The following is a 21,434-nucleotide window of genomic DNA, read 5'->3' as shown; positions in this document are numbered from 1 at the left end:
ATCTAGCCGAGCGCTGGGAAACTAGGCAAGTAATTATGCCGCGGCGTGGAAACTGTTTAACCATCGGCTAAAGTGGTAAAAATGATTTACCACTTGACGAAAATGGTGTGGAGTGCACTTTGACCGCATAAGTGGTGGAGGAGAATATGAGCGGACTCATAATGCCGGAGCCGGACGCGTCCGTCATGCAAAAGCGTGAGCAGATCGTCGCGGACCTGCGCGGCATAGTGCCCGGCGAAGGTGTTGTCGATGCGATCAATGCGATGCGTGTGTTCGAGAGCGACGGTCTGACGGCACATCGCTCGCTGCCGCTGGTCGTCGTGCTCCCTGAAACCGTCGATCAGGTTGCGCGGGTTCTGCGCTATTGTCACGATAACAATGTTCGTGTCGTGCCGAGAGGGGCGGGGACTTCGCTCTCCGGTGGCTCCATGCCGTTGCAGGATGCCGTGCTTCTGGTCATGTCACGCTTCAACCGCATTCTGGAAATCGACTATCCTAACCGTGTCGCCGTGGTGCAGCCCGGCGTGACCAATCTCGGTATCACCAAGGCCGTCGAACATGAGGGCTTTTATTACGCGCCCGATCCATCATCGCAGATTGCCTGCTCCATCGGCGGAAACGTCGCGGAAAATGCCGGTGGAGTGCATTGCCTCAAATACGGGCTCACGGCCAACAACGTGCTCGGGATCGAAATGGTGTTGATTACGGGCGAGGTAATCCGGCTCGGTGGCAAGCATCTCGATAGCGAGGGCTACGATCTCCTCGGCCTGATGACCGGTTCGGAAGGGCTGCTCGGCGTCGTGACCGAAATTACGGTACGCATCCTGCAAAAGCCCGAAACAGCGCGGGCGGTGATGGTTGGCTTTCCCTCCAGCGAACAGGCCGGGCAGTGCGTGGCCGATATCATCGGCGCAGGCATCATTCCGGGCGGCATGGAGATGATGGACAGACCAGCCATCAAAGCCGCAGAAGATTTTGTGCGGGTGGGCTATCCGCTTGACGTCGAAGCCTTGTTGATCGTCGAATTGGATGGGCCGCCCGTTGAGGTGGACTATCTGATTGGGCGGGTCGAAGCGCTGGCGCTCAGAAATGGCTCGACAACCTGTATCCTGTCTCAGTCGGAAGAGCAGCGTCTGGCTTTCTGGGCAGGGCGCAAGGCGGCGTTTCCGGCAGTGGGGCGCATCTCGCCGGATTATCTGTGCATGGACGGCACGATCCCGCGCAAGGAACTACCGCGAGTGCTGTCGGGTATGCGCGACCTGTCGGAGAAATACGGACTGCGTGTCGCCAATGTGTTCCATGCGGGCGACGGCAATCTGCACCCGTTGATCCTTTACGACGCGAATATTCCGGGCGAGCTGGAAGCCGCGGAGAATTTCGGTGCCGATATTTTGCGGCTATGTGTGAAAGTCGGCGGCGTTCTCACCGGCGAACATGGGGTCGGCATAGAAAAGCGCGATTTGATGCCGGAAATGTTCAACGAAATCGATCTCGACCAGCAGATGCGGGTCAAATGTGCCTTTGATGCCAAGCATCTGCTCAATCCCGGCAAGGTCTTTCCGCAATTGCGTCGCTGTGCCGAACTTGGCCGTATGCATGTACATCGTGGGGAACTGGCTTTCCCTGACATTCCGCGATTCTGATCTGAGGTCTGGTTCATGAGTGATAGAACTATTCTCAAGCCGCAGGACGAAGCGGGCGTTGTTGACGCGGTGCAAGAAGCTTTGGCCGGTTCTACGCCGCTGGAGATTATTGGCCACGGTTCAAAGCGTGGCATTGGCCATCGGGTCGATGCAGGTCATGTGCTGGATGTGTCTGAACTTAAGGGCGTGACCTTGTACGAACCGGACGAACTGGTGCTTTCCGCCAAGGCAGGAACACCGATGGCCGTGATCGAAAAACTTCTGTCCGACAACGACCAGTGTTTTCATTTCGAGCCGATGGACTACGGCCCGCTGCTGTCGGGTGAAAGTGGCCGTGGTACGATCGGTGGTGCGCTTGCCGCCAACCTTTCGGGTCCACGCCGTCTTAAGGCAGGTGCTGCGCGCGATCATGTGCTCGGTGTGCGTGTGGTGTCCGGACGCGGCGAATTGTTCAAATCCGGCGGACGGGTGGTCAAGAACGTGACCGGTTATGACCTGTCCAAGGGGATGGCCAATTCCTGGGGCACGCTGGGCGTTGCCACCGAGGTAACGTTCAAAGTTCTGCCGAAACCGGAAACAGCGGCAACGCTTGCCGTGCGTGGTCTGACTGATGAACAGGCGGTGCGCGCGATGGCGATGGCCATGGGGTCGCGGGAGGAAGTCGCTTCCGCAGCGCATCTGCCGCCGACGGTTGCCAATCGCTTTCTGGATGGCAAGCTGGGCTGGGAGGCGGCAACTGTATTGCGGCTCGAAGGCTTTGCGCCTTCGGTTGAGCATCGCAGCCGCCAGTTGCAGGCGTTGCTCGGCGGGGTGGTTGACGTGCTCAATGAAGCGCAGTCGCACCAGCTTTGGCGCGAGGTGCGTGATGTCCTGCCTTATGCCAATGCGGGAGACAATCGCGCTGTGTGGCGGGTTTCGATGGCTCCGATGCTGGGTTGGTGCATGGTGGACGAGTTCCGTCGCTATGCCGGGGTCGATGCCTTCTACGACTGGCAGGGCGGTTTGATCTGGATGCGGATGGAAGCCGATCCCGAAGCGCAAACACTGCGTCAACTCATTGCCAAATATGGTGGTGGCCACGCGACGCTTGTACGTGCGCCGGAGAGTGTTCGTTCAAGCGTTGAAGTGTTTGAACCTCAACCGGCCGCACTTGCCGCACTTTCGCAGCGGCTGAAGCATCAGTTCGATCCAGAAAATATCCTCAATCCGGGGCGTATGCATCCCCGTCAGGCCGGAGCTTGAAACCATGCAGACCCATTTCAGCCCCGAGCAATTGCGCGATCCCGGTGTCAGTGAAGCGGAAAAAATCCTGCGCAAATGCGTGCATTGCGGATTCTGTACCGCCACATGCCCGACCTATGTGACGCTTGGCAACGAACTCGACAGTCCGCGTGGGCGCATCTATCTGATCAAGGATATGCTGGAAAATGGCCGTCCGGCGGATGAGGAAATCGTGCGCCATGTGGACCGATGCCTCTCCTGCCTGTCCTGCATGACAACCTGCCCGTCGGGCGTCAATTATATGCACCTGGTCGATCATGCGCGCGCGCATATCGAAAAAACGTATAAACGCCCGTTCATGAACCGCTTCCTGCGTGGGGTGCTGGCGCAGGTTCTGCCCTATCCGGGCCGCTTCCGCGCCGCGCTGAAGTTTGCAAAGCTCGGCAAGCCTTTCGCGCCGCTGCTGCGCAAAAGCCAGACTTTGCGACCGGTGGCGGCAATGCTCGATCTCGCACCGCGGAATTTGCCCGAGACTTCCAGGGTCGAAGCCATCAGTGCTGCCAAAGGGGAGAAGCGTGGCCGCGTGGCAATCCTCAATGGTTGTGCGCAGCCGGTACTCAATCCGGGCATCAATGCTGCGACCTTGCGTCTTCTGAACCGTTTCGGCATCGAGGTGGTGACGCCGAAGGGGGAGGGATGCTGCGGTTCGCTGGTCCATCATATGGGGCGCGAAGAGCAGGCGCTTGAGCAGGCACGTCATAATGTGGATATCTGGACCCGCGAACTGGAAGCAGGCGGGCTTGATGCAATCATTGTCACGGCTTCGGGTTGCGGGACGACCATCAAGGATTATGGTTACATGCTTCGGCTGGACCCTGCTTATAAGGAGAAAGCTGCGCGCGTGTCGTCACTGGCCAAGGACATCACCGAATATCTCGCCGGCATCGAATTGCCGGAACCGGACGTATCCCAAGCCTTGACGGTGGCCTATCATTCTGCCTGTTCCATGCAGCACGGGCAGAAAATTACACGCCAACCCAAAGACCTGCTTTCAAGGGCAGGTTTCAAGGTGAAAGAGCCGCTCGAGGGGCATCTTTGCTGCGGGTCGGCGGGCACCTATAACATCCTGCAGCCGGAGATTGCCGTAAAACTTCGGGACCGCAAGGTAAGAAATATCGAGGCGACGGGGGCCGATCTTATCGCCACCGGCAATATCGGCTGCATGACGCAGATTGCTACGGGCAGCAAACTGCCCATCGTTCACACGGTAGAGTTGATTGACTGGGCCTATGGTGGCCCGAAGCCGCAAGGATTGTCGCAGATCTCTGCATAAAAAAACCGGGCAATCGCCCGGTTTTTTCGCCCGTTCAGCCAGCCGAGAATGTACTCGGGTTCGGGCCTATCCGGCCGTCGGCCTTATCCAGCTTCGTAATCGCATCATGATCGGTTCCGTTGAGGCGGAAATCGAAAATATCGAAGTTTTCCTTGATGCGGGCGGGTGTCACGGACTTCGGAATGACGATATTGCCGGTCTCGATGTGCCAGCGCAGGATGATTTGCGCAACCGACTTGCCATGCTTTTCAGCGATGGCCTTCAGCGTGGCATCTTCCAGTATCTTACCTTGCCCGAGCGGGCTCCATGCTTCCGTTGCGATGTTGTGCTTGCCGTGGAACAGACGCAACTCGTCCTGCTGGAATTGCGGGTGCAATTCAATCTGGTTGAGAACCGGCGTTACGCCGCTTTCCTTGATGACGCGTTCGAGGTCGGCTGTGCGGAAATTGGACACGCCAATGGATTTCGCTCGACCCTCTTCTTTCAGCTTCACAAACGCACGCCATGTTTCCATGAAGAGGTCTTTTGAAGGCGTCGGCCAATGGATGAGATAGAGATCCACATAATCCGTGTCGAGCTTTTTCAGGCTCGTGTCGAACGCTTTCAGCGTCGATTCATAGCCTTGCTCGCTATTCCACAGTTTCGTGGTGAGAAAAATGTCGCCGCGCGCGATGCCGGAATTCTTGATCGCCTTGCCGACGCCCTCTTCATTGCCATAAATGGCAGCGGTATCGATATGGCGATATCCTGCTTTCAATGCTTCGCTGACAGCGGCGACCGCCTCGTCGTTGCCCACTTGCCAGACACCGTAACCGAGCTGCGGGATGTGATTTCCGTCGTTCAGTTTAACCATCGGTACGGTCATGTTTTATCCTTTCCCTCGAAGCACCCGGCGCAGGATTGATCCTTCGATGCGCTGGAATGCTATTTGACCTGCGTGCCGGGTCTTCCCCCGGCACGGACTGCCATGTGGCAGTCCTTTTCGTATCTTTCTGGACTTTGCCATGGTCAGCATATGGGTGTTCGCGGGAAAAGGAAAAGCCCTTTCAATCATGTTTCCAAATCTGCGATCATTCTTTCTGTGCAGAAAATTTGGTCGTTTCAGATTTATGAAAACAATGCGACCGCCCCGGTGAAAAGGCGGTCGCGAGAAGCTTGAAAATGACGGTTGTTCTAACGGACAACGACCTTCGCGCCGACCGGCACACGTTCGTAAAGATCGGTCACATCTTCGTTGCGCATTCGAATACAGCCCGAAGACATGGCCTTGCCGATGGTCCAGGGTTGATTGGTCCCGTGGATCCGATAGAGCGTGGCGCCGAGATATAGGGCGCGCGCACCAAGAGGATTATTGATCCCCCCTTCCATGCGCGCGGGCAGGATGCGTCCCTTCTTGCGCTCGCGGGCGATCATTTCCTTCGGGGGTGTCCAGGTAGGCCATTCAGCCTTGCGGCTGATGCGCTGGGAACCTTTCCAGCTGAATCCCTGCTTTCCGACACCGACACCATAGCGCATGGCTTTGCCGTCCGACTGCACGAGATAAAGGAAGCGCTTGCCTGTATCGATGACGATCGTGCCCGGCTTTTCTTTTCCCGAATAGGAAACAGTCTGCGGCAGATAAGCCGGGTCGATCTGGTGCTTTCGCACCGTGGTGGCAGGGTTTGCAGCCGGGCGTTGGTATGAAACCTGGCGATAGTTCGATTTCGCTCTCTGCTTTTGTCTGTTGGCAACGCGCGGTGCTGGCTGCAGATTTTGCGGCACGGCTTTGATGCGGGCAGGTTGCCCATGCAACTGGGCAACCCACGGAGCGGAAAGATCAGGGCTCACGCGTACCGGCGGGAGGGTGGCATAGCGGTCATTGGCAAACGCCATGCTAGTGCTGACAATGGAAACGGCAATCGCCGCAAGCGATCCGATTAAAAGAAGATGACGTGGTTTCATGATCCAAATCCGTCTCTTTGCGCCGGAAACTCTTTATGGCGCAGTTGCCCCTTGCAGCTCCTGACATCGGTTGTCAGGAGAGCGGCCCTCATGCTCGTGTGGGGATTGTGCGCCGGAATGGAATCGTAAAGGTAAATTTCGGCCGCGTGTTTCGCCTGGCGCCCATTCCAATTAAAGTTGTGGTTAGTGGCAAGTTGCGCGACATAATTAATTATCGATAAAACTTGGGAGGCAGAGCAATGAATGATGTTGCCGAGGCAAGAACCGGTCTGATTGTCGGTGCCGATGGAATGACACGTTGCTTCTGGCCGGGCGAGTTACCTGACTATCTTGCCTACCATGACAATGAATGGGGCGTTCCTGTTTCAAACGATTTTCGACTTTTTGAGAAAATCTGTCTCGAAGGTTTCCAGTCCGGGTTGTCGTGGCTGACAATCTTGCGAAAGCGGGAGAATTTTCGCGCTGCTTTCGATGGCTTTGATTTCCATCGGGTTGCACGGTACGGGCAGGCGGACGTGGAGCGCCTTTTGGCGGACAAAGGCATTGTGCGCCACCGAGGCAAGATTGAATCGACGATCAATAATGCCAAACGCGCAATTGAACTGGTTGCAGAAAAAGGGTCGTTGGCAGCTTATTTCTGGTCTTTCGAGCCGGGTGCAAAAGATCGCCCCGTTGTCGTGGACTATCCGACCCTGATCGCCAATCCAAAGACCGAGACATCTATTCGCATATCCAAGGATCTGAAAAAGCGCGGCTGGTCATTTGTCGGGCCAACCACGGTCTACGCCTTCATGCAGGCCATGGGGCTGGTGAACGACCACATTGAAGGTTGTCATTGCCGAGCGCACATTGAAAAATTGCGACAGAGTTTCAAAAGACCCAGTTAAGGCGGCCAATTGCTAAGCATCCTCATTTCTGCGAGAAACATCCACCTTTGAAGATGGGAGATGGTCATGGATCTGGTGTCGTTGTTGGCATTTGCCGGCATTCTGGTTGTTGCGGCGGGGACGCCCGGGCCGAATGTCGGAGCGTTGGTGGCACGTGTCATCAGCCGCGGTCACAAGGGCGTCTTTCCATTCATGTTCGGTCTGTGGCTCGGTGATGCTATCTGGCTTTCATTGGCCGTCTGGGGACTGGCCGCACTGGCCAACACGTTCCACACAGCGTTTCTCATCCTCAAATATGTCGGCGTGGCCTATCTGATCTATCTTTCGTGGAAGATGTGGGTCGCGCCAGTTGACGAAGTCGCAGATGAGAATGCCATTCCCCGTCAGGGGGAGGCCGGAAAGCTCTTCCTTAGCGCAATGGCAATCACGCTCGGCAATCCGAAGATCATGGTTTTCTACCTTGCCATCCTGCCGACGGTGGTCGACATCACCCATGTCTCGCTGGTTGGCTGGGCCGAACTGTTGCTGGTCATGTTTGTCGTTCTTGCGGCGGTCGATACCGCATGGGTGGTGCTCGCAGCGCAGGCCCGGCGGTTTCTTCGCAGCCCGCGCATGATGCGGATTGCCAACAGGACCAGCGCTGGGATGATGGCGGGAGCTGCAGTCGCCATTGCGACACGCTGAACATATTCCCCGCACTTGCCGCAACGGACTTGATCGGTTAGGAAACCGGCAACAGAATTGGTGCCGGCTCCAATCGGCATATATGTACAAATCAGCGATCAGGCGGGAAAAATGGCCGATAAAGCGGACAAGATGAAGGCGCGGTTGCCGCGCGGGTTTGTCGATCGGGTGCCGGATGATTTGCGCGCCGCCGAAAAGATGATGGCGACCATCCGCGAAGTTTACGACCTCTATGGCTTTGAGCCGGTGGAAACGCCGCTTGTGGAATATACGGATGCGCTCGGAAAATTCCTGCCGGATCAGGACCGTCCGAACGAAGGCGTGTTCTCGTTTCTGGATGATGACGACCAATGGCTGTCGCTGCGCTATGATTTGACCGCGCCGCTTGCGCGTTACGTCGCTGAAAATTTTGAGTCGCTGCCAAAGCCTTATCGCAGCTACCGCAATGGCTGGGTGTTCCGCAACGAGAAGCCGGGTCCGGGTCGGTTCCGCCAGTTCATGCAGTTCGACGCCGATACGGTCGGCGCACCGAATGTCTCGGCTGATGCCGAAATGTGCATGATGATGGCCGACACGCTGGAACGTCTGGGCATTCGCCGCGGAGATTATGTGATCCGCGTCAACAACCGCAAGGTGCTCGACGGCGTGCTGGACGCTATCGGGCTGCAAGGCGAGGGCAGTGCCTCCAAGCGTCTCAATGTGCTGCGCGCTATCGACAAGCTCGACAAGTTCGGCCCGGAAGGTGTTCGCCTTCTGCTCGGCAAGGGGCGTCTCGATGAAAGCGGCGATTTCACCAAGGGTGCTGAACTCCCTGACGCCTCGATTGAAAAAATCTTGTCATTCACTGCTGCCGGCGGCGCGACCGGGGCTGATACGATTGCCAATCTCCACATGGTTGTGGCGGGTAACGCCAAGGGTGAAGAAGGCGTGACAGAACTTGCCGACATGCAGGCGTTGTTCTCGGCGGGCGGCTATGATGGCCGCGTGAAGATCGACCCGTCTGTCGTGCGCGGGCTCGAATACTACACGGGCCCGGTTTTCGAAGCCGAGCTTCTGTTCGACGTGACCAACGAAGACGGCCAGAAGGTCGTGTTCGGTTCCGTAGGCGGCGGGGGGCGTTATGACGGTCTGGTGTCGCGCTTCCGTGGTGAGCCGGTGCCGGCAACGGGCTTCTCCATCGGTGTTTCGCGTCTGATGACGGCTTTGAAGAATCTGGGCAAGCTGGACGTTTCCGATGTCGTCGGTCCCGTGGTTGTTCTGGTCATGGACAAGGACTCACAAAGCCTTGGCCGCTATCAGAAGATGGTTTCCGATCTGCGTCAGGCGGGCATTCGCGCCGAAATGTATGTCGGCGGCTCCGGCATGAAGGCGCAGATGAAATATGCGGATCGCCGCGAGGCTCCCTGCGTCATCATTCAGGGCTCGCAGGAACGCGAGGCCGGTGAGGTGCAGATCAAGGATCTGGTTGAGGGCAAGCGCCTGTCTGCTGAGATCGAAGACAATGTGACCTGGCGCGAGAGCCGCCCGGCGCAGATCACGGTCAAGGAAGAAGGGCTTGTCGAGGCAGTCCGCGAAATCCTTACCAGTCAGGCGCGGGATCGCGCCGAACAGTCGAAGTGACGAAAGCCATGGCTGGATCAAACTCGCCCGGTATTCTCAGTTCTCTTCGCGCGGCCCTCGATGCGCGTGAAGCCGAACTTGTCGAAATTCCGCTGATTCAGCCGGCTGATCCATTTCTGGATATGGCGGGCGAGGATTTGCGCCGCCGTATTTTTCTGACCGAAAACGAAAACGGCGACAGTCTGTGCCTGCGACCGGAATTTACCATTCCTGTTTGCCGCAATCACATCGAGCTTAACGCAGCCACGCCCAAGCGTTACGCCTATCTCGGCGAAGTGTTCCGTCAGCGTCGTGACGGGGCAGCCGAATTTCTTCAAGCCGGTATAGAGGATCTGGGGGCTTCCGACGAAGCGACGTCCGATGCCCGTTCCATCGCTGATGCGCTGGCCTGCGTTCGCGCGGCCGCTCCCGAAGCTGCGCTTGAGATTGTTCTGGGAGACCAGTCGGTCTTTGCCGGCATGCTGAAAGCGCTGGGCCTGCCGCAAGGATGGCGCAAGAAACTGTTGCGTTCCTTCGGCGATGCGGGTTCGATGGGGCAGGTGCTCGCTGAACTGACGGGCGCACAGCGACGCGATCCATTACCGGAAACGCTTGCGGTTCTTGTGGCGGAAGGCGACGAATCCGGGCTTGCGCGCATGCTGGAAGCAGAAATGCTCGAAGCTGGAATTTCGCCCGGTGCCGGTCGTTCCCCTGCTGAGATCGCGCGGCGGTTGATCGAAAAGGAAGACCTGGCGGCTACGCGCCTCCCGGCATCGGCGCTCGATCTTCTGAAGCAGTTTCTTGAAATGCGCGTCTCGCTCGATTCCGCAGCCATTACCCTGCGAGCATTCGCTTCGGAACACGCTCTGGATCTGGCTGCGGTGCTGCAGAAATTCGAAGCACGCAGTGACGCCATTGCGAATGCAGGCATTGCCACCAGAGACATTGTCTATGATGCGTCCTTCGGGCGCCCACTCGATTACTATACCGGTCTCGTTTACGAAATCCGGGCTGCGGGCGTCGAGAAAGATGGCATTCTTGCCGGTGGTGGCCGCTACGACCGGCTTCTGACCATGCTTGGCGCCTCTGAAAACATTCCCGGCGTCGGCTTTTCCATTTGGCTCGACCGGTTGCAGATGCTGGCGGGAGAGAAAAAATGAGTGTGACGCTGGCATTGCCGTCCAAGGGGCGGTTGAAGGAGCAGACGCTCGCTGTGCTTGAAAGAGCTGGCTACAAGGTGATCCTGCCGGATGACTCGCGCAATTATCGCGCCCGTGTCGAGGGCGAGCCTGATCTGGATATTCTGTTCCTTTCCGCTTCTGAAATTGCCCGTGAGCTGGGATATGGCAGCGTGGATCTTGGCGTGACTGGCGAGGACCTCGTTCGTGAGACGCTGGCGCACTCGGAAGAGCGCGTGGCTATCGAAGCCGAACTGGGTTTCGGTCACGCTGATGTTGTCGTGGCCGTACCGGAAGTCTGGCGTGATGTGACCAGCATGGCCGATCTGGACGATGTGGCGGCAGATTTCCGCCAGCGCCACGGTCGCCGCCTTCGTATCGCCACCAAATACTGGCGGCTGACGCAGCAGTTCTTTTCGCAGAAACACGGCATTCAGGTTTACCGCATTGTAGAAAGCTTTGGTGCGACTGAAGGCGCTCCGGCTGCGGGCTCAGCCGATATGATCGTCGATATTACGTCGACTGGCTCCACGTTGCGGGCCAATAGGCTGAAGGTTCTTGAAGACGGCATTATCCTGCGCTCGCAAGCGTGCCTCGTATCGGCACGCCGAAGCCGGGAGAACGCACGCGTCACGGACGTTGCGACGCGCATCCGTAAAGGATTGACCAGTTATAGCATTTCCTGTTTTTCATAAATCGTTGGAAATGCTCTCTCTGTTTGTTTTATCGCGCCTCTTATCCGAAAGCCGGTTCCCACTTTTCGGGATGCGCTCTAGTTCTTCGCAACACGATTTTGAAATAAGAAAAACCGCACCATTTTGATGGCGCGGTTTTTCATTTTATTGCGATGAGAATGTCGATCAGCCGCGCTTGGCGTCGATCGAGAGGGCGCCAGCGCCGTGCAGGGCAAGAATGAACAGGCCGCCAGCAATTGCGAGGTTCTTCTGCGCCATCATGGCGTTCATGCCCTGCGAGAAGTCCATATGGGCAACGAGCGTCGCACCGATGGTGAAGAGGCCGACAACGGCCGCAGCAATGCGAGTCTGAAAGCCAAAGAGAATTGCGAGCCCGCCTACAAATTCAACCAGACCGACGACAACAGCCGTAACGGTGGGAAGCGGAAGGCCGAGGCCAGCGAAGTAACCTGCGGTGCCGGCAATGGCGGTCAGTTTGCCGTAGCCGGCAATGATGAAAAGAATCGAGAGAAAGATGCGGGCGACGAGCGTAACAACGCCGTTGGACTGCGGGGTGATAGAGGACATGCGGGGCTATCTCCTGTTGAACTGGGCCATCAATTAACGACTGCGGACTGTCAAGGAAAGCCGTCTAATCCTCGACAGTTTGTTTACAGTATGAATACCAATTCACTCCGGCGCAATCATTCTCTCTGCGCGCACCAGGCGCTCATAATCCTCTTCCGACACGAGACCGCTCGCCAGCGCTTCTTCCCGCAAGGTCGTTCCATTCTTGTGTGCGGTCTTGGCGATCTTGGCCGCATTGTCATAACCGATAGCTGGAGCAAGCGCAGTGACGAGCATCAGCGAACGATCCAATAGTTCCTTGATGCGGCTCAGGTTTGGCTCGATTCCATCCACACAATGATCGGCGAACGACACCATCACGTCGCTTAGGATGCGGATCGACTGCAGGACATTATATGCGATCACCGGCTTGAACACATTGAGTTCAAAGTGCCCCTGGCTGGCAGCAACCGTAATTGTCGCCTGGTTGCCGAACACCTGTGTTGCCACCATCGTCAAAGCTTCGGCCTGGGTCGGGTTAACCTTGCCCGGCATGATGGAGGATCCCGGTTCATTCTCCGGCAGTGACAGTTCACCGAGGCCAGAGCGCGGCCCGGAGCCAAGGAAACGAATATCATTCGCGATCTTGAAGAGATCCGCCGCCAAGGCGTTCAAGCTGCCGTGGAAGTCAAGAATCGCACCGTGGCTGGCAAGGGCTTCGAATTTGTTCGGCGCCGTCTTGAAGGGAAGGCCAGTTATTTCACTCACGGCTTCAGCAAAGCCTGTGTCGAAGCCGATTGGTGCATTCAGCCCCGTCCCGACTGCTGTCCCGCCCTGGGCGAGCAGAAAGACGTCTGCAAGCGATTGTTCTATACGGTGGCGCGCATATTCCAATGCAGCACGATAACCGGAAAATTCCTGTCCGAGTGTGACCGGGGTTGCATCTTGCGTATGCGTTCGGCCGATCTTGATAATATCCTTGAACGCTTCTTCCTTGATCTTGAGCGCGTTGGTCAGATGTTCCAGCGCCGGATAGAGCCGATGGACCGCTTCAACTGCTGTGGCGATATGGATCGCTGTCGGGAAGCTGTCATTGGACGATTGGCTCATATTAACGTGGTCGTTGGGATGGACCGGCTTTTTCGACCCCATTTCACCACCGAGGAGCTCGATAGCCCGGTTTGAAATGACCTCATTGGCATTCATGTTTGATTGAGTGCCCGAACCGGTCTGCCAGACGACCAATGGGAAATGATCGTCAAGTTTACCTTCGATCACCTCCGAGGCGGCCACCGCGATCACCTGACCAAGAACCGGATCGAGCTTTCCCAGTGCAATATTGGTTTCCGCTGCCGCCCGCTTGACGACACCCAGCGCATGAACCAATGGCAGCGGCATGCGCTCTCCACCGATTTTGAAATTTTGCAGCGAACGCTGGGTCTGAGCTCCCCAGTAGCGGTCGGCAGGAACATCAATCGGTCCGAAAGTATCTGTTTCGGTACGAGTAGCGGTCATTTCTGGTCTCCGGCTGACGTGGACTCGGAACCGAGCCGTGCACAACGAATATAACACCGCCATTTGGTGGCGGCTCATGTTTCTTCGTGAAACTTTAAAGCGCAATCATTTGATAAAATATGACGAAAAAAGTCAATTTTTATTGACCGTCGGCACTGTCAAGTATCGCTGTCTTCGTCGTCATCCATTTCGGATATCCAGGCGGTCGGTTCAATCTTACGCTGGGTTTTGCTGTCGGTGAACGTCCACCACCCGGTATCCGCCTCATCCCATTGACCGCCCCCGGCCTGCAGTTGGGCAAGTGTTCGATACTGTGCGATCGACTCGTTGCGCTGGTCGTCGTCGTCGGTCCAGACGACTGTTATCTTTCGGCCATCTTTCGGCGCCGTGGCGATGGGAAGTTCCTTGCGCATATGATTATCACTCCGTTGTAATCGGAAATAATCATAGGGCACACGATGCCCGCGGCAAGCCGGAATTCCGTGTTCCGGCTTGCCTTGTTCCTTATCAGCCGCGAGCGACCTTTAGTGCCTTGCCCCACCAGATCAACTGGTCCAGCATATTCTTGGCCGCTTCCGCCAGATGAGGGAAATCATCCAGCTTGTTCTCGCCTTTCACGACCGCAAGATAGTCGGGGAAGAGGATGTGGACGCCCGTTTTGACGGACATGGAGGACATTTCGACGGCGATCATCCGCAGTTGCTCGACAGCGCGAGCGCCGCCCACGCCTCCGTAGCCAACGAAGCCCATGGGCTTCTGTATCCAGTCGCCGTAGTCGATGGCATTCTTCAGAACGGCGGTCGGCGCGTGATTATACTCAGCGGCCGTAAGAACGTAGGCGTCGAACTCCCGCAGTTTCGTTTTCCATTTGTCGGCTGTTTCTGCCTGAGCGGTCGTGGTGGACGTGTCGCCATAGAAACCCATCGGATAATCCGCGACATCGAGAACTTCCACGTCCAGTTCCGGCCGCTCGGCAACGAGCCTGGCAATCCACTGGGCTGGAACGGGCGCAAAACGTTGTTCACGTGTGCTGCCGATGATAACGGCGACTTTGAGCTTGGACATTGATGACACCTTTATTGCAGTGGTAACCATTGGAGACCGACGCTATATAAGTGACCAAATTCCCACGCAAGGAGGCACTTTTATGAAACCCGGTGACTTCAAGGAAACCAATGCATGCAGGACCGTAACGGAGATTTTGTCGCGTGTTGGCGATAAATGGACTGTGCTCGTGGTGAGTTATCTCGGCAATCGCCCGATGCGTTTCAATGAATTGCGCCGAACCGTCGAGGGCATTTCCCAGAAGATGCTGACAACCACCCTGCGCAATCTGGAACGGGACGGTTTCGTCAATCGTACCATCTTTCCGACAATTCCGCCCAAGGTCGAGTATGAACTGACGGAAATGGGGCGTGACCTGTTGAGGCCTGTGCGTGCGCTGGGTGAATGGGCAATAGCCAATGAAGCAAAAGTGGTGATGGCGCGCGCCCGATATGACGCCCTCACATCGGTGAAGACGCAGAGCGACGCTGCAGAATAGAGGCTGGACTTGTGAAGGAGAGCAAGTGGAAAGACAGGCCGAAGCCTGTCTTTCCTGTTGCCTGAGACAGGACTTCCATAGTGCGGGGGCAAACAGGAAGTCCGTCTCTATGTCATCTCGGATTGATCATGATTGGTGGTAGAGTGTCAATCAGAAGTTTCTGAAATAACCGCTTCGCGGCGGCAAAGCGCAAGCAAAGTAAATTTTTCATAAATCACAAATAGTTACGTCACGTAAAAAGAAAGGCGGCCAAGGGCCGCCTTTCTCACATTCCATCGAAACGAGGACGTGGATTTCTTAGAAATCCATGCCGCCCATACCGCCCATTCCGCCAGGCATGCCAGCCGGAGCTGCATCCTTCTTCGGCAGTTCGGCGATCATGGCTTCGGTCGTGATCAGGAGACCGGCAACCGATGCTGCATTCTGCAGGGCGGTGCGGACAACCTTGACCGGATCGACAACGCCAGCCTTGATCAGGTCGCCAAATTCACCGGAGGCAGTGTTGTAGCCATAGGTTTCAGAGGCATTTTCAAGGATCTTGCCAACGATGACCGAAGCTTCTTCACCGGCATTGGTCGTGATCTGGCGAGCCGGAGCCTGCAGAGCGCGACGAACGATGTTGATGCCGGCTTCCTGGTCGGCATTGATGCCCTTGGCAGAAATCTTGGCCGAAGCGCGGAGGAGTGCGGTACCACCGCCAGCAACGATGCCTTCTTCAACCGCAGCGCGGGTTGCGTTCAGCGCGTCGTCAACGCGGTCCTTCTTTTCCTTCACTTCAACTTCGGTTGCACCGCCGACGCGGATGACGGCAACGCCACCAGCGAGCTTGGCAAGACGTTCCTGAAGCTTTTCACGGTCGTAGTCCGAAGAGGTTTCTTCGATCTGCTGCTTGATCTGGCCAACGCGAGCGTCGATTTCAGCCTTCTGGCCTGCACCGTCGACGATCGTGGTGTTTTCCTTCGAAATCGAGACCTTCTTGGCGCGGCCGAGCATGTCGAGCGTGACGGTTTCGAGCTTGATGCCGAGGTCTTCGGAGATAACCTGACCACCCGTGAGGATCGCGATGTCTTCGAGCATTGCCTTGCGGCGGTCGCCGAAGCCAGGAGCCTTGACAGCAGCAATCTTCAGGCCGCCGCGCAGCTTGTTGACGACGAGCGTTGCAAGAGCTTCGCCTTCGACGTCTTCAGCGATGATGACGAGCGGCTTCGAGGTCTGAACGACAGCTTCCAGAACCGGCAGAAGAGCCTGGAGGTTCGAGAGCTTCTTTTCGTGCAGAAGGATGTATGCGTCTTCGAGGTCAGCAACCATCTTTTCAGGGTTGGTGACGAAGTAAGGCGACAGGTAGCCGCGGTCGAACTGCATGCCTTCGACGACTTCGAGTTCGGTTTCAGCGGTCTTGGCTTCTTCAACCGTGATCACGCCTTCATTGCCGACCTTCTGCATCGCTTCGGCGATCATCTTGCCGATTTCGGCTTCGCCGTTAGCGGAGATCGTGCCAACCTGGGCAACTTCTTCCGAGGTGTTGATCTTCTTGGCCTTGCCGAGAAGTTCAGCAACGACTTCCGAAACTGCGAGATCGATGCCGCGCTTCAGGTCCATCGGGTTCATGCCGGCAGCAACAGCCTTTGCGCCTTCCTGAACGATAGCCTGGCCCAGAACGGTAGCGGTCGTCGTGCCGTCGCCAGCGGTGTCGTTGGTCTTGGAAGCCACTTCGCGCAGCATCTGTGCGCCCATGTTTTCGAACTTGTCTTCCAGTTCGATTTCCTTGGCGACCGATACACCGTCCTTGGTGATGCGCGGAGCGCCGAAGGACTTGTCGATAACAACGTTACGACCCTTCGGGCCGAGCGTTACCTTAACAGCGTCAGCGAGGATATCGACGCCGCGCAGCATCTTTTCGCGCGCAGTGCGGCCGAATTTTACGTCTTTAGCAGCCATTTTACTCTCCTGGGAATTGTCCCGGTCAGATTATGGTGAATTGGTTTCAGGTAAGGGCGAAACCGCCCGAGGCTTGATTAGCCAACGATACCCAAAATATCGGATTCCTTCATGATCAGCAGGTCTTCGCCGCCGATCTTGACTTCGGTGCCCGACCACTTGCCGAACAGAACCTTGTCGCCAGCCTTGACTTCCAGAGCAATCAGCTTGCCTGCTTCGTCACGAGCGCCAGCGCCAACAGCGACGATTTCGCCTTCCTGCGGCTTTTCCTTGGCGGTGTCAGGGATGATGATGCCGCCAGCGGTCTTGGCTTCCGATTCAACGCGACGAACGACGACGCGGTCATGAAGCGGGCGGAACTTGATATCAGCCATGGTATAACCCTTGGTGTTATAGACGTTGAACCCTGATAACGGATCGAACCGATCCGCGCTTGTTAGCACTCACCGTGTGAGAGTGCTAACGTGGTTCTGAGATAGAAGGCGCGTCTGATCTTGTCAAGATTGCCTGAGGAATTTGACAGGCGAATGATGGTTAATTTGCACCATCCTTAACGCAGAACCGCCATGGGCAGTCGTAGCCGATACCCGCATATGGTGATGCTTTTGCTGTTATCAATCGACGAGACGCAAGTTTGACAGTTCATCGCCAATCTGCCGAAAGGTCTCGCTCAGTTCGCCGCCGGTCGAATTCCAGAAGAGTTTAGCCGGTTTGCCGCCTTCCATGCGCACGCGTGAGTTTGAAGAGCACGATCTCAACAAGTCTATTTGTGCTTTCTCCGTGCTGTTTGCTTCGTTGAGATCGAGCGCGACCGTCATGACAATGATATTGGCGGCTTTGGCGTTGTCGCAGAGTTTGGCAAAGCGGGCATTCAAAGCCTTGGTGTATGTCGTGTTGTTTTGGGAAACTGAAACGCCGCTTTCCTGAAAGAGGCGGCTCTGGCTATATTTTTTGGTTATGCGGGCGGTATAGCCATGTGTCGAGTAATAGGACAGGTTTCCGGCACGGTCGGGCCCTGAGCCAGCCAGGCCGTCATATTTGTAATAAGTATTGGCACCATCGGTGAGTACGATCACCACCTTGTCATTGCCTCGTTCCGTTGAGGCCCGGGCTTCTGTGAACGGGGCGCCCTGGACGATGGTTCGCCAGCCCCAGGCCATGGCTTCGGGGACATTCGTACCGCCGTTCGGCACCATTGCCTTGATTGCCGTCTGGACCGTTTTCATCCCTTGTTCGGTTGTAACGTCAGTCAAAGGCGTGAGGGGTAATGTTGTGCAGCTATAGTTAGGGCCACCGCCTTCCGATCTTCCCTTCCGATAGATCTTGTCGAGGGAATCGCGCAGATAGTATTTTTTCAAGTCGCTTTGTCGGGGTGAGTAGGCAAGAGACATATCATCTTGCCACCAGCTGTTCAAAACTGTGGAAATTACATTTCCCCTGCTATCCACGTTGTAATATTCAGCCGGACCGAACATTGGCACAAACAACGTATCTGGATTATTGTCAGAAGGTGGCGTTACATCCAGCGCAAAAGGTCCGGGACGAGATTCGACGCACCCCTGCCAGGCGAGCCACGGCTCGCTTGATCTCCGTGTGAGGTCAGCATAAAGCTCCGCCCGTGAAAAAGGTTTGTTGTTACGGTCTCCCCAGCCGGTTCCCACTTTGTAATATCGTCCGCTGCCCGCGGGCTTTTCTTCTATCTTGCGGCTAGCGTCGATCGTGACGGGCAGGGTGAAATTTTCAAGATTGACGGAAGATTTGCCTTCCGGGTCCATCCAGGCCGCATTGAGATATTGTGGGCCGACATTCACAGAACCGGCGAAAGGAACCAGTGAAAATTGCACTGGTTTTTCGACATAGGTTATGAGCGCGGATTGTGAGGCCATCGTCTCCACAAGTTGCGAGGCGGCATCCTTTAGAAGATCGATGCGTTTTTTTGACGATCCGCTTCTTGTTTCATCCATTGATTTGGAGTTGTCGAGGACGAGAGCGACTTCGATGGTGTTCTTGAGCCGGACAGACGCTGTGAGCGTATATTGGTGTTTATCCCAATTGTCGCCTGTAAGGCGGGAGGCGACGACGCCAAATAGGGATTTGTAGGTGAATGCGGCAGTGGCCTGTACTTGCTGGTCCGTCGTCTTGTCCTGGGGAAAGGCAATCTGGAAATTGATTGCGTCTGCGCTCAGCGCGGTGACGTTGGCGTAAAAAATTCGGGCACCGTAGTCCTGTACGACCGTATGGCTTTCGCCCGTGGAGAACCTCTTGCCTACAGCCAAAGCGGCGGCATCCAGCGAAGCCTGCACGTTGTTGCGCACGCGCATGAGGTTTGCGGTGTCAACCGCAACCATGCCGGCCAGAAGCAGGGGGACGAGCACCAAAGCCGCGATCATGGCGAAATTCCCGCGCTCGTCTTTCCCGAAGCGCAGGATGGTCAATTGAGGCAAACAGCGAAAAACGCGCGCCTGAAGCCTGCCGGCTTTCGTGATCCAGTTCTTCATTTTGGCCCCCGCCGACGGTTGTGTTCGCAATTGATGAAATGGAAAGTTGTGCTTGCTCCTACCAGCATCTTTCTAACAGTCGGTCACGAAGCAGGGTAAATGAACGATGAAGAATCCCCTGGGATAATTGGACGCGCTTTAGCTGTCGGATTCGGGCCTAAAGGCCGTGACAGATGTGGTTGGCTACGCTAGATGGAGCGCTGGCAATCCATCAAACGGCCCTAGCGGTTCTCGCCTTACAGACGAATTATCAAGAGGAAACCATGAAGCAGCTTGAACGCCTCGACGATCTGACCGACCAGTACGATGTGCTCTTCTGCGATGTATGGGGTGTGGTACACAACGGCGTGGCCGCTTATCCGCCTGCAATCGAGGCACTGAAACGCGCACGCGCCAAGGGTGTTACGGTCATTCTTGTAACCAATTCTCCAAGGCCGCATCCCGATGTTGAAAAGCAGATGCTTGGCCTTGGTGTGCCCTCGGATACATATGATCGCGTAGTCACGTCCGGTGATGTAACCCGCGATCTGATTGCAGAAGGTCCGCGCAAGGTGTTTCACATCGGCTGCGAGCGCGAACTGACCATCTATGACGGTCTCGATGTCGAACTGGTCGAAGAATTTGAAGCTTCGGGCGTCGTCTGTACCGGGCTTTACGATGACGAAAGCGAAACGCCGGACGACTACAAGGAATTGCTCGTCCGGTTGCGCTCGCGCAATCTTCCGTTCATCTGTGCCAATCCGGATATCATGGTTGAACGTGGTTCGCGGCTGATCTGGTGCGCTGGCGCTCTCGCGCGCGAATATGGTCAGCTTGGCGGGCGAACCCTCATAGCCGGAAAACCACATCGCCCCATTTATGAGGCCGCTTTGCGGTTTGCCGAAGAAATTCGCGGCACGAAAGTCGAGAAAAGCCAAATTCTTGGGATTGGTGACGGGGTTCTCACCGATGTTAAGGGGGCTGCGGATTTCGGGTTGGATGTGCTTTACATCTCCGGTGGAGTTCATGCAGCAGACTATACGACCGACGGCACCGTTGACATTGCCCGAATGGAGGCGTTTCTCCAGAAGCATGGCAACCGCCCGGTTGCTGCGCTGAATGCTCTTGTTTGAATGAGAGCAACCTCCTACGACCAGTCAAAGACCAGATCAAAATGACCAAATCCAGCTTTCAGCGCCTTTCTGGAACGGATTCCCTGCCGGGACACCTGCACAATTGTGTGGTGGCAATCGGCAATTTCGACGGAGTTCACCGCGGTCATCAGGCCGTTCTCGAACGCGCGCTGGAGATTGCCGAAAAACGTGGCTTGCCGGCCGTTGTTTTGACTTTCGAGCCGCACCCACGCAGCTTTTTCAAGCCGGATGCGCCGATCGATCGTTTGACAGCAGCACCCAGAAAGGCCGAAATCCTACGTCTCATGGGGTTTGATGCTGTCGTTGAGCAGCCCTTCACCGTTGAGTTTTCCTCCCGGTCGGCGGAAGATTTCGTCGAGCACATTCTCGTCGAACGATTGCACGCAAGCTGTGTGGTCACGGGGTATGATTTTCACTTCGGTAAGGGACGGCGTGGAACACCGGAATTCCTTCAGAAGGCGGGAGAAACTGCCGGGTTTACGGTTACGCTTGTCGATGCCTTTACGGATGAAGGCGATAATCTTGTCTCGTCGACCCGCATAAGAAATCTGCTTTGCGAAGGCGATGTCGCTCAGGCGGCGGGACTTCTCGGTTATCGCTATATGGTCTGCGGTGAAGTCATCCACGGCAAGAAGCTCGGGCGAACGCTAGGGTTTCCTACTGCCAATATGCAAATCGATGCCCAGGCGGGCTTGAAGCATGGAATTTATGCCGTCAGGTTCCGGCGTGCGAACGGCGACCTTCACGACGGTGTTGCAAGTTTCGGTCGGCGTCCCACTGTCGACAGCGATGGTTCTCCGCTACTTGAAACGTTTCTCTTCGATTTTTCAGACGATCTATATGGCGAGACCGCTTGTGTATCGTTCTTCGGGTTCCTGCGGGGCGAGATAAAGTTCGATGGCCTTGATCCGCTTATCGATCAGATGAAGCGGGACGATGCCGAGGCACGAGCTCTTCTTGCGGGGGCGAAGCCGCTGTCTGAACTGGATCGCTTGCTTTCTTTCGCGTGAAGCGAATTTGTGGTTGCTTTTTCCACTTAAAATTTAAATCAAATTTTACTTATTCTCGACCAAAAGAGAA

The 21,434-nt window shown here is 56.1% G+C and carries 20 protein-coding genes; 11 read left to right on the top strand and 9 right to left on the bottom strand.

The window, feature by feature from the left end:
* Positions 1–146 precede the first annotated feature (146 nt).
* The 3 genes from ABWW28_RS01730 to glcF are packed head-to-tail and all read left to right on the top strand — an operon-like array spanning position 147 to position 4,197.
* Complete coding sequence (locus tag ABWW28_RS01730; protein WP_006472494.1) at positions 147–1,643, top strand: FAD-linked oxidase C-terminal domain-containing protein; 1,497 nt, start codon at positions 147–149, stop codon at positions 1,641–1,643.
* Between the two features lie 15 nt (positions 1,644–1,658).
* Positions 1,659–2,885, top strand: coding sequence for a glycolate oxidase subunit GlcE (glcE, locus tag ABWW28_RS01725; RefSeq protein WP_006468479.1), 1,227 nt, complete (start codon positions 1,659–1,661; stop codon positions 2,883–2,885).
* Positions 2,886–2,889: 4 nt separating this feature from the next.
* Positions 2,890–4,197, top strand: coding sequence for a glycolate oxidase subunit GlcF (gene glcF / locus ABWW28_RS01720; protein WP_112669378.1), 1,308 nt, complete (start codon positions 2,890–2,892; stop codon positions 4,195–4,197).
* 34 nt (positions 4,198–4,231) lie between these two features.
* Here the strand turns inward: glcF and ABWW28_RS01715 are convergent, their stop codons facing one another.
* Positions 4,232–5,062: an aldo/keto reductase gene (locus ABWW28_RS01715; protein ID WP_006468481.1), complete on the bottom strand. Its 831-nt coding sequence runs from the start codon at positions 5,060–5,062 to the stop codon at positions 4,232–4,234.
* Between the two features lie 308 nt (positions 5,063–5,370).
* Entirely contained in the window at positions 5,371–6,138 is a 768-nt protein-coding gene (locus tag ABWW28_RS01710; protein ID WP_063882512.1) for a L,D-transpeptidase, read from the bottom strand.
* A 239-nt stretch (positions 6,139–6,377) separates the two neighbouring features.
* On the opposite strand from ABWW28_RS01710, the gene ABWW28_RS01705 reads away from it, so the two are divergent.
* From ABWW28_RS01705 to hisG, 5 genes are all read left to right on the top strand, one after another.
* A complete protein-coding gene (locus ABWW28_RS01705) occupies positions 6,378–7,025 on the top strand; it encodes a DNA-3-methyladenine glycosylase I (protein WP_063882509.1) in 648 nt (215 codons plus the stop codon).
* Between the two features lie 66 nt (positions 7,026–7,091).
* Positions 7,092–7,709, top strand: coding sequence for a LysE family translocator (locus tag ABWW28_RS01700; protein WP_063882543.1), 618 nt, complete (start codon positions 7,092–7,094; stop codon positions 7,707–7,709).
* 111 nt (positions 7,710–7,820) lie between these two features.
* The gene (gene hisS, locus ABWW28_RS01695) at positions 7,821–9,329 is read left to right on the top strand and encodes a histidine--tRNA ligase (protein ID WP_063882507.1); all 1,509 of its coding nucleotides are present in this window, start codon (positions 7,821–7,823) and stop codon (positions 9,327–9,329) included.
* A gap of 8 nt (positions 9,330–9,337) precedes the next feature.
* Positions 9,338–10,468, top strand: coding sequence for an ATP phosphoribosyltransferase regulatory subunit (locus ABWW28_RS01690; RefSeq protein WP_063882505.1), 1,131 nt, complete (start codon positions 9,338–9,340; stop codon positions 10,466–10,468).
* A complete protein-coding gene (hisG, locus tag ABWW28_RS01685) occupies positions 10,465–11,181 on the top strand; it encodes an ATP phosphoribosyltransferase (protein WP_353390095.1) in 717 nt (238 codons plus the stop codon). The genes ABWW28_RS01690 and hisG overlap by 4 nt, the downstream gene beginning before the upstream one ends.
* Before the next feature lie 165 nt (positions 11,182–11,346).
* Here the strand turns inward: hisG and ABWW28_RS01680 are convergent, their stop codons facing one another.
* The 4 genes from ABWW28_RS01680 to ABWW28_RS01665 form a co-directional block, all read right to left on the bottom strand.
* Complete coding sequence (locus ABWW28_RS01680; RefSeq protein ID WP_063882501.1) at positions 11,347–11,748, bottom strand: DoxX family protein; 402 nt, start codon at positions 11,746–11,748, stop codon at positions 11,347–11,349.
* Between the two features lie 102 nt (positions 11,749–11,850).
* The gene (fumC, locus tag ABWW28_RS01675; RefSeq protein ID WP_006472502.1) at positions 11,851–13,242 is read right to left on the bottom strand and encodes a class II fumarate hydratase; all 1,392 of its coding nucleotides are present in this window, start codon (positions 13,240–13,242) and stop codon (positions 11,851–11,853) included.
* A 158-nt stretch (positions 13,243–13,400) separates the two neighbouring features.
* Positions 13,401–13,655: a hypothetical protein gene (locus tag ABWW28_RS01670; protein ID WP_006472503.1), complete on the bottom strand. Its 255-nt coding sequence runs from the start codon at positions 13,653–13,655 to the stop codon at positions 13,401–13,403.
* Between the two features lie 94 nt (positions 13,656–13,749).
* Complete coding sequence (locus ABWW28_RS01665; RefSeq protein ID WP_353390091.1) at positions 13,750–14,307, bottom strand: NADPH-dependent FMN reductase; 558 nt, start codon at positions 14,305–14,307, stop codon at positions 13,750–13,752.
* A gap of 82 nt (positions 14,308–14,389) precedes the next feature.
* Between ABWW28_RS01665 and ABWW28_RS01660 the strand changes: the two genes are divergently transcribed.
* On the top strand, positions 14,390–14,785 hold the full coding sequence (locus tag ABWW28_RS01660; RefSeq protein WP_006472505.1) for a winged helix-turn-helix transcriptional regulator: 396 nt from the start codon (positions 14,390–14,392) through the stop codon (positions 14,783–14,785).
* Positions 14,786–15,082: 297 nt separating this feature from the next.
* On the opposite strand, the gene groL is transcribed toward ABWW28_RS01660, so the two are convergent.
* The 3 genes from groL to ABWW28_RS01645 all read right to left on the bottom strand — a co-directional run bounded on the left by groL (position 15,083) and on the right by ABWW28_RS01645 (position 19,221).
* On the bottom strand, positions 15,083–16,723 hold the full coding sequence (gene groL, locus ABWW28_RS01655) for a chaperonin GroEL (protein ID WP_006468493.1): 1,641 nt from the start codon (positions 16,721–16,723) through the stop codon (positions 15,083–15,085).
* Between the two features lie 77 nt (positions 16,724–16,800).
* On the bottom strand, positions 16,801–17,097 hold the full coding sequence (gene groES, locus ABWW28_RS01650; RefSeq protein WP_006472506.1) for a co-chaperone GroES: 297 nt from the start codon (positions 17,095–17,097) through the stop codon (positions 16,801–16,803).
* A 240-nt stretch (positions 17,098–17,337) separates the two neighbouring features.
* Positions 17,338–19,221 (bottom strand): VWA domain-containing protein, encoded by a 1,884-nt coding sequence (locus ABWW28_RS01645; RefSeq protein ID WP_006472507.1) that lies wholly within the window; start codon positions 19,219–19,221, stop codon positions 17,338–17,340.
* A gap of 263 nt (positions 19,222–19,484) precedes the next feature.
* On the opposite strand from ABWW28_RS01645, the gene ABWW28_RS01640 reads away from it, so the two are divergent.
* Together ABWW28_RS01640 and ABWW28_RS01635 are read left to right on the top strand one after the other, a co-directional pair.
* Positions 19,485–20,333 carry a TIGR01459 family HAD-type hydrolase gene (locus ABWW28_RS01640; protein ID WP_006472508.1) on the top strand — a complete coding sequence of 283 codons (849 nt, stop codon included), beginning with the start codon at positions 19,485–19,487 and terminating at the stop codon, positions 20,331–20,333.
* 41 nt (positions 20,334–20,374) lie between these two features.
* On the top strand, positions 20,375–21,364 hold the full coding sequence (locus ABWW28_RS01635; protein WP_006472509.1) for a bifunctional riboflavin kinase/FAD synthetase: 990 nt from the start codon (positions 20,375–20,377) through the stop codon (positions 21,362–21,364).
* The last annotated feature ends 70 nt before the right edge of the window (positions 21,365–21,434 follow it).

Source organism: Brucella sp. NBRC 14130 (assembly GCF_040371715.1).
Lineage (GTDB): Bacteria > Pseudomonadota > Alphaproteobacteria > Rhizobiales > Rhizobiaceae > Brucella > Brucella intermedia.
The sequence above is the reverse complement of the archived record's forward strand: the minus strand, read 5'-3'. Positions and strand labels throughout refer to the sequence as shown.

Bases quoted from the DNA above. Each gene is read 5' to 3' on its own strand.
- fumC (WP_006472502.1), bottom strand. From the start codon at position 13,242: ATGACCGCTACTCGTACCGAAACAGATACTTTCGGACCGATTGATGTT.
- ABWW28_RS01700 (WP_063882543.1), top strand. From the start codon at position 7,092: ATGGATCTGGTGTCGTTGTTGGCATTTGCCGGCATTCTGGTTGTTGCG.
- ABWW28_RS01690 (WP_063882505.1), top strand. From the start codon at position 9,338: ATGGCTGGATCAAACTCGCCCGGTATTCTCAGTTCTCTTCGCGCGGCC.
- ABWW28_RS01660 (WP_006472505.1), top strand. From the start codon at position 14,390: ATGAAACCCGGTGACTTCAAGGAAACCAATGCATGCAGGACCGTAACG.
- ABWW28_RS01670 (WP_006472503.1), bottom strand. From the start codon at position 13,655: ATGCGCAAGGAACTTCCCATCGCCACGGCGCCGAAAGATGGCCGAAAG.
- ABWW28_RS01730 (WP_006472494.1), top strand. From the start codon at position 147: ATGAGCGGACTCATAATGCCGGAGCCGGACGCGTCCGTCATGCAAAAG.
- ABWW28_RS01705 (WP_063882509.1), top strand. From the start codon at position 6,378: ATGAATGATGTTGCCGAGGCAAGAACCGGTCTGATTGTCGGTGCCGAT.
- ABWW28_RS01645 (WP_006472507.1), bottom strand. From the start codon at position 19,221: ATGAAGAACTGGATCACGAAAGCCGGCAGGCTTCAGGCGCGCGTTTTT.
- ABWW28_RS01710 (WP_063882512.1), bottom strand. From the start codon at position 6,138: ATGAAACCACGTCATCTTCTTTTAATCGGATCGCTTGCGGCGATTGCC.
- hisS (WP_063882507.1), top strand. From the start codon at position 7,821: ATGGCCGATAAAGCGGACAAGATGAAGGCGCGGTTGCCGCGCGGGTTT.
- glcE (WP_006468479.1), top strand. From the start codon at position 1,659: ATGAGTGATAGAACTATTCTCAAGCCGCAGGACGAAGCGGGCGTTGTT.
- groES (WP_006472506.1), bottom strand. From the start codon at position 17,097: ATGGCTGATATCAAGTTCCGCCCGCTTCATGACCGCGTCGTCGTTCGT.
- ABWW28_RS01715 (WP_006468481.1), bottom strand. From the start codon at position 5,062: ATGACCGTACCGATGGTTAAACTGAACGACGGAAATCACATCCCGCAG.
- ABWW28_RS01665 (WP_353390091.1), bottom strand. From the start codon at position 14,307: ATGTCCAAGCTCAAAGTCGCCGTTATCATCGGCAGCACACGTGAACAA.
- hisG (WP_353390095.1), top strand. From the start codon at position 10,465: ATGAGTGTGACGCTGGCATTGCCGTCCAAGGGGCGGTTGAAGGAGCAG.
- ABWW28_RS01680 (WP_063882501.1), bottom strand. From the start codon at position 11,748: ATGTCCTCTATCACCCCGCAGTCCAACGGCGTTGTTACGCTCGTCGCC.
- ABWW28_RS01635 (WP_006472509.1), top strand. From the start codon at position 20,375: ATGACCAAATCCAGCTTTCAGCGCCTTTCTGGAACGGATTCCCTGCCG.
- groL (WP_006468493.1), bottom strand. From the start codon at position 16,723: ATGGCTGCTAAAGACGTAAAATTCGGCCGCACTGCGCGCGAAAAGATG.
- ABWW28_RS01640 (WP_006472508.1), top strand. From the start codon at position 19,485: ATGAAGCAGCTTGAACGCCTCGACGATCTGACCGACCAGTACGATGTG.
- glcF (WP_112669378.1), top strand. From the start codon at position 2,890: ATGCAGACCCATTTCAGCCCCGAGCAATTGCGCGATCCCGGTGTCAGT.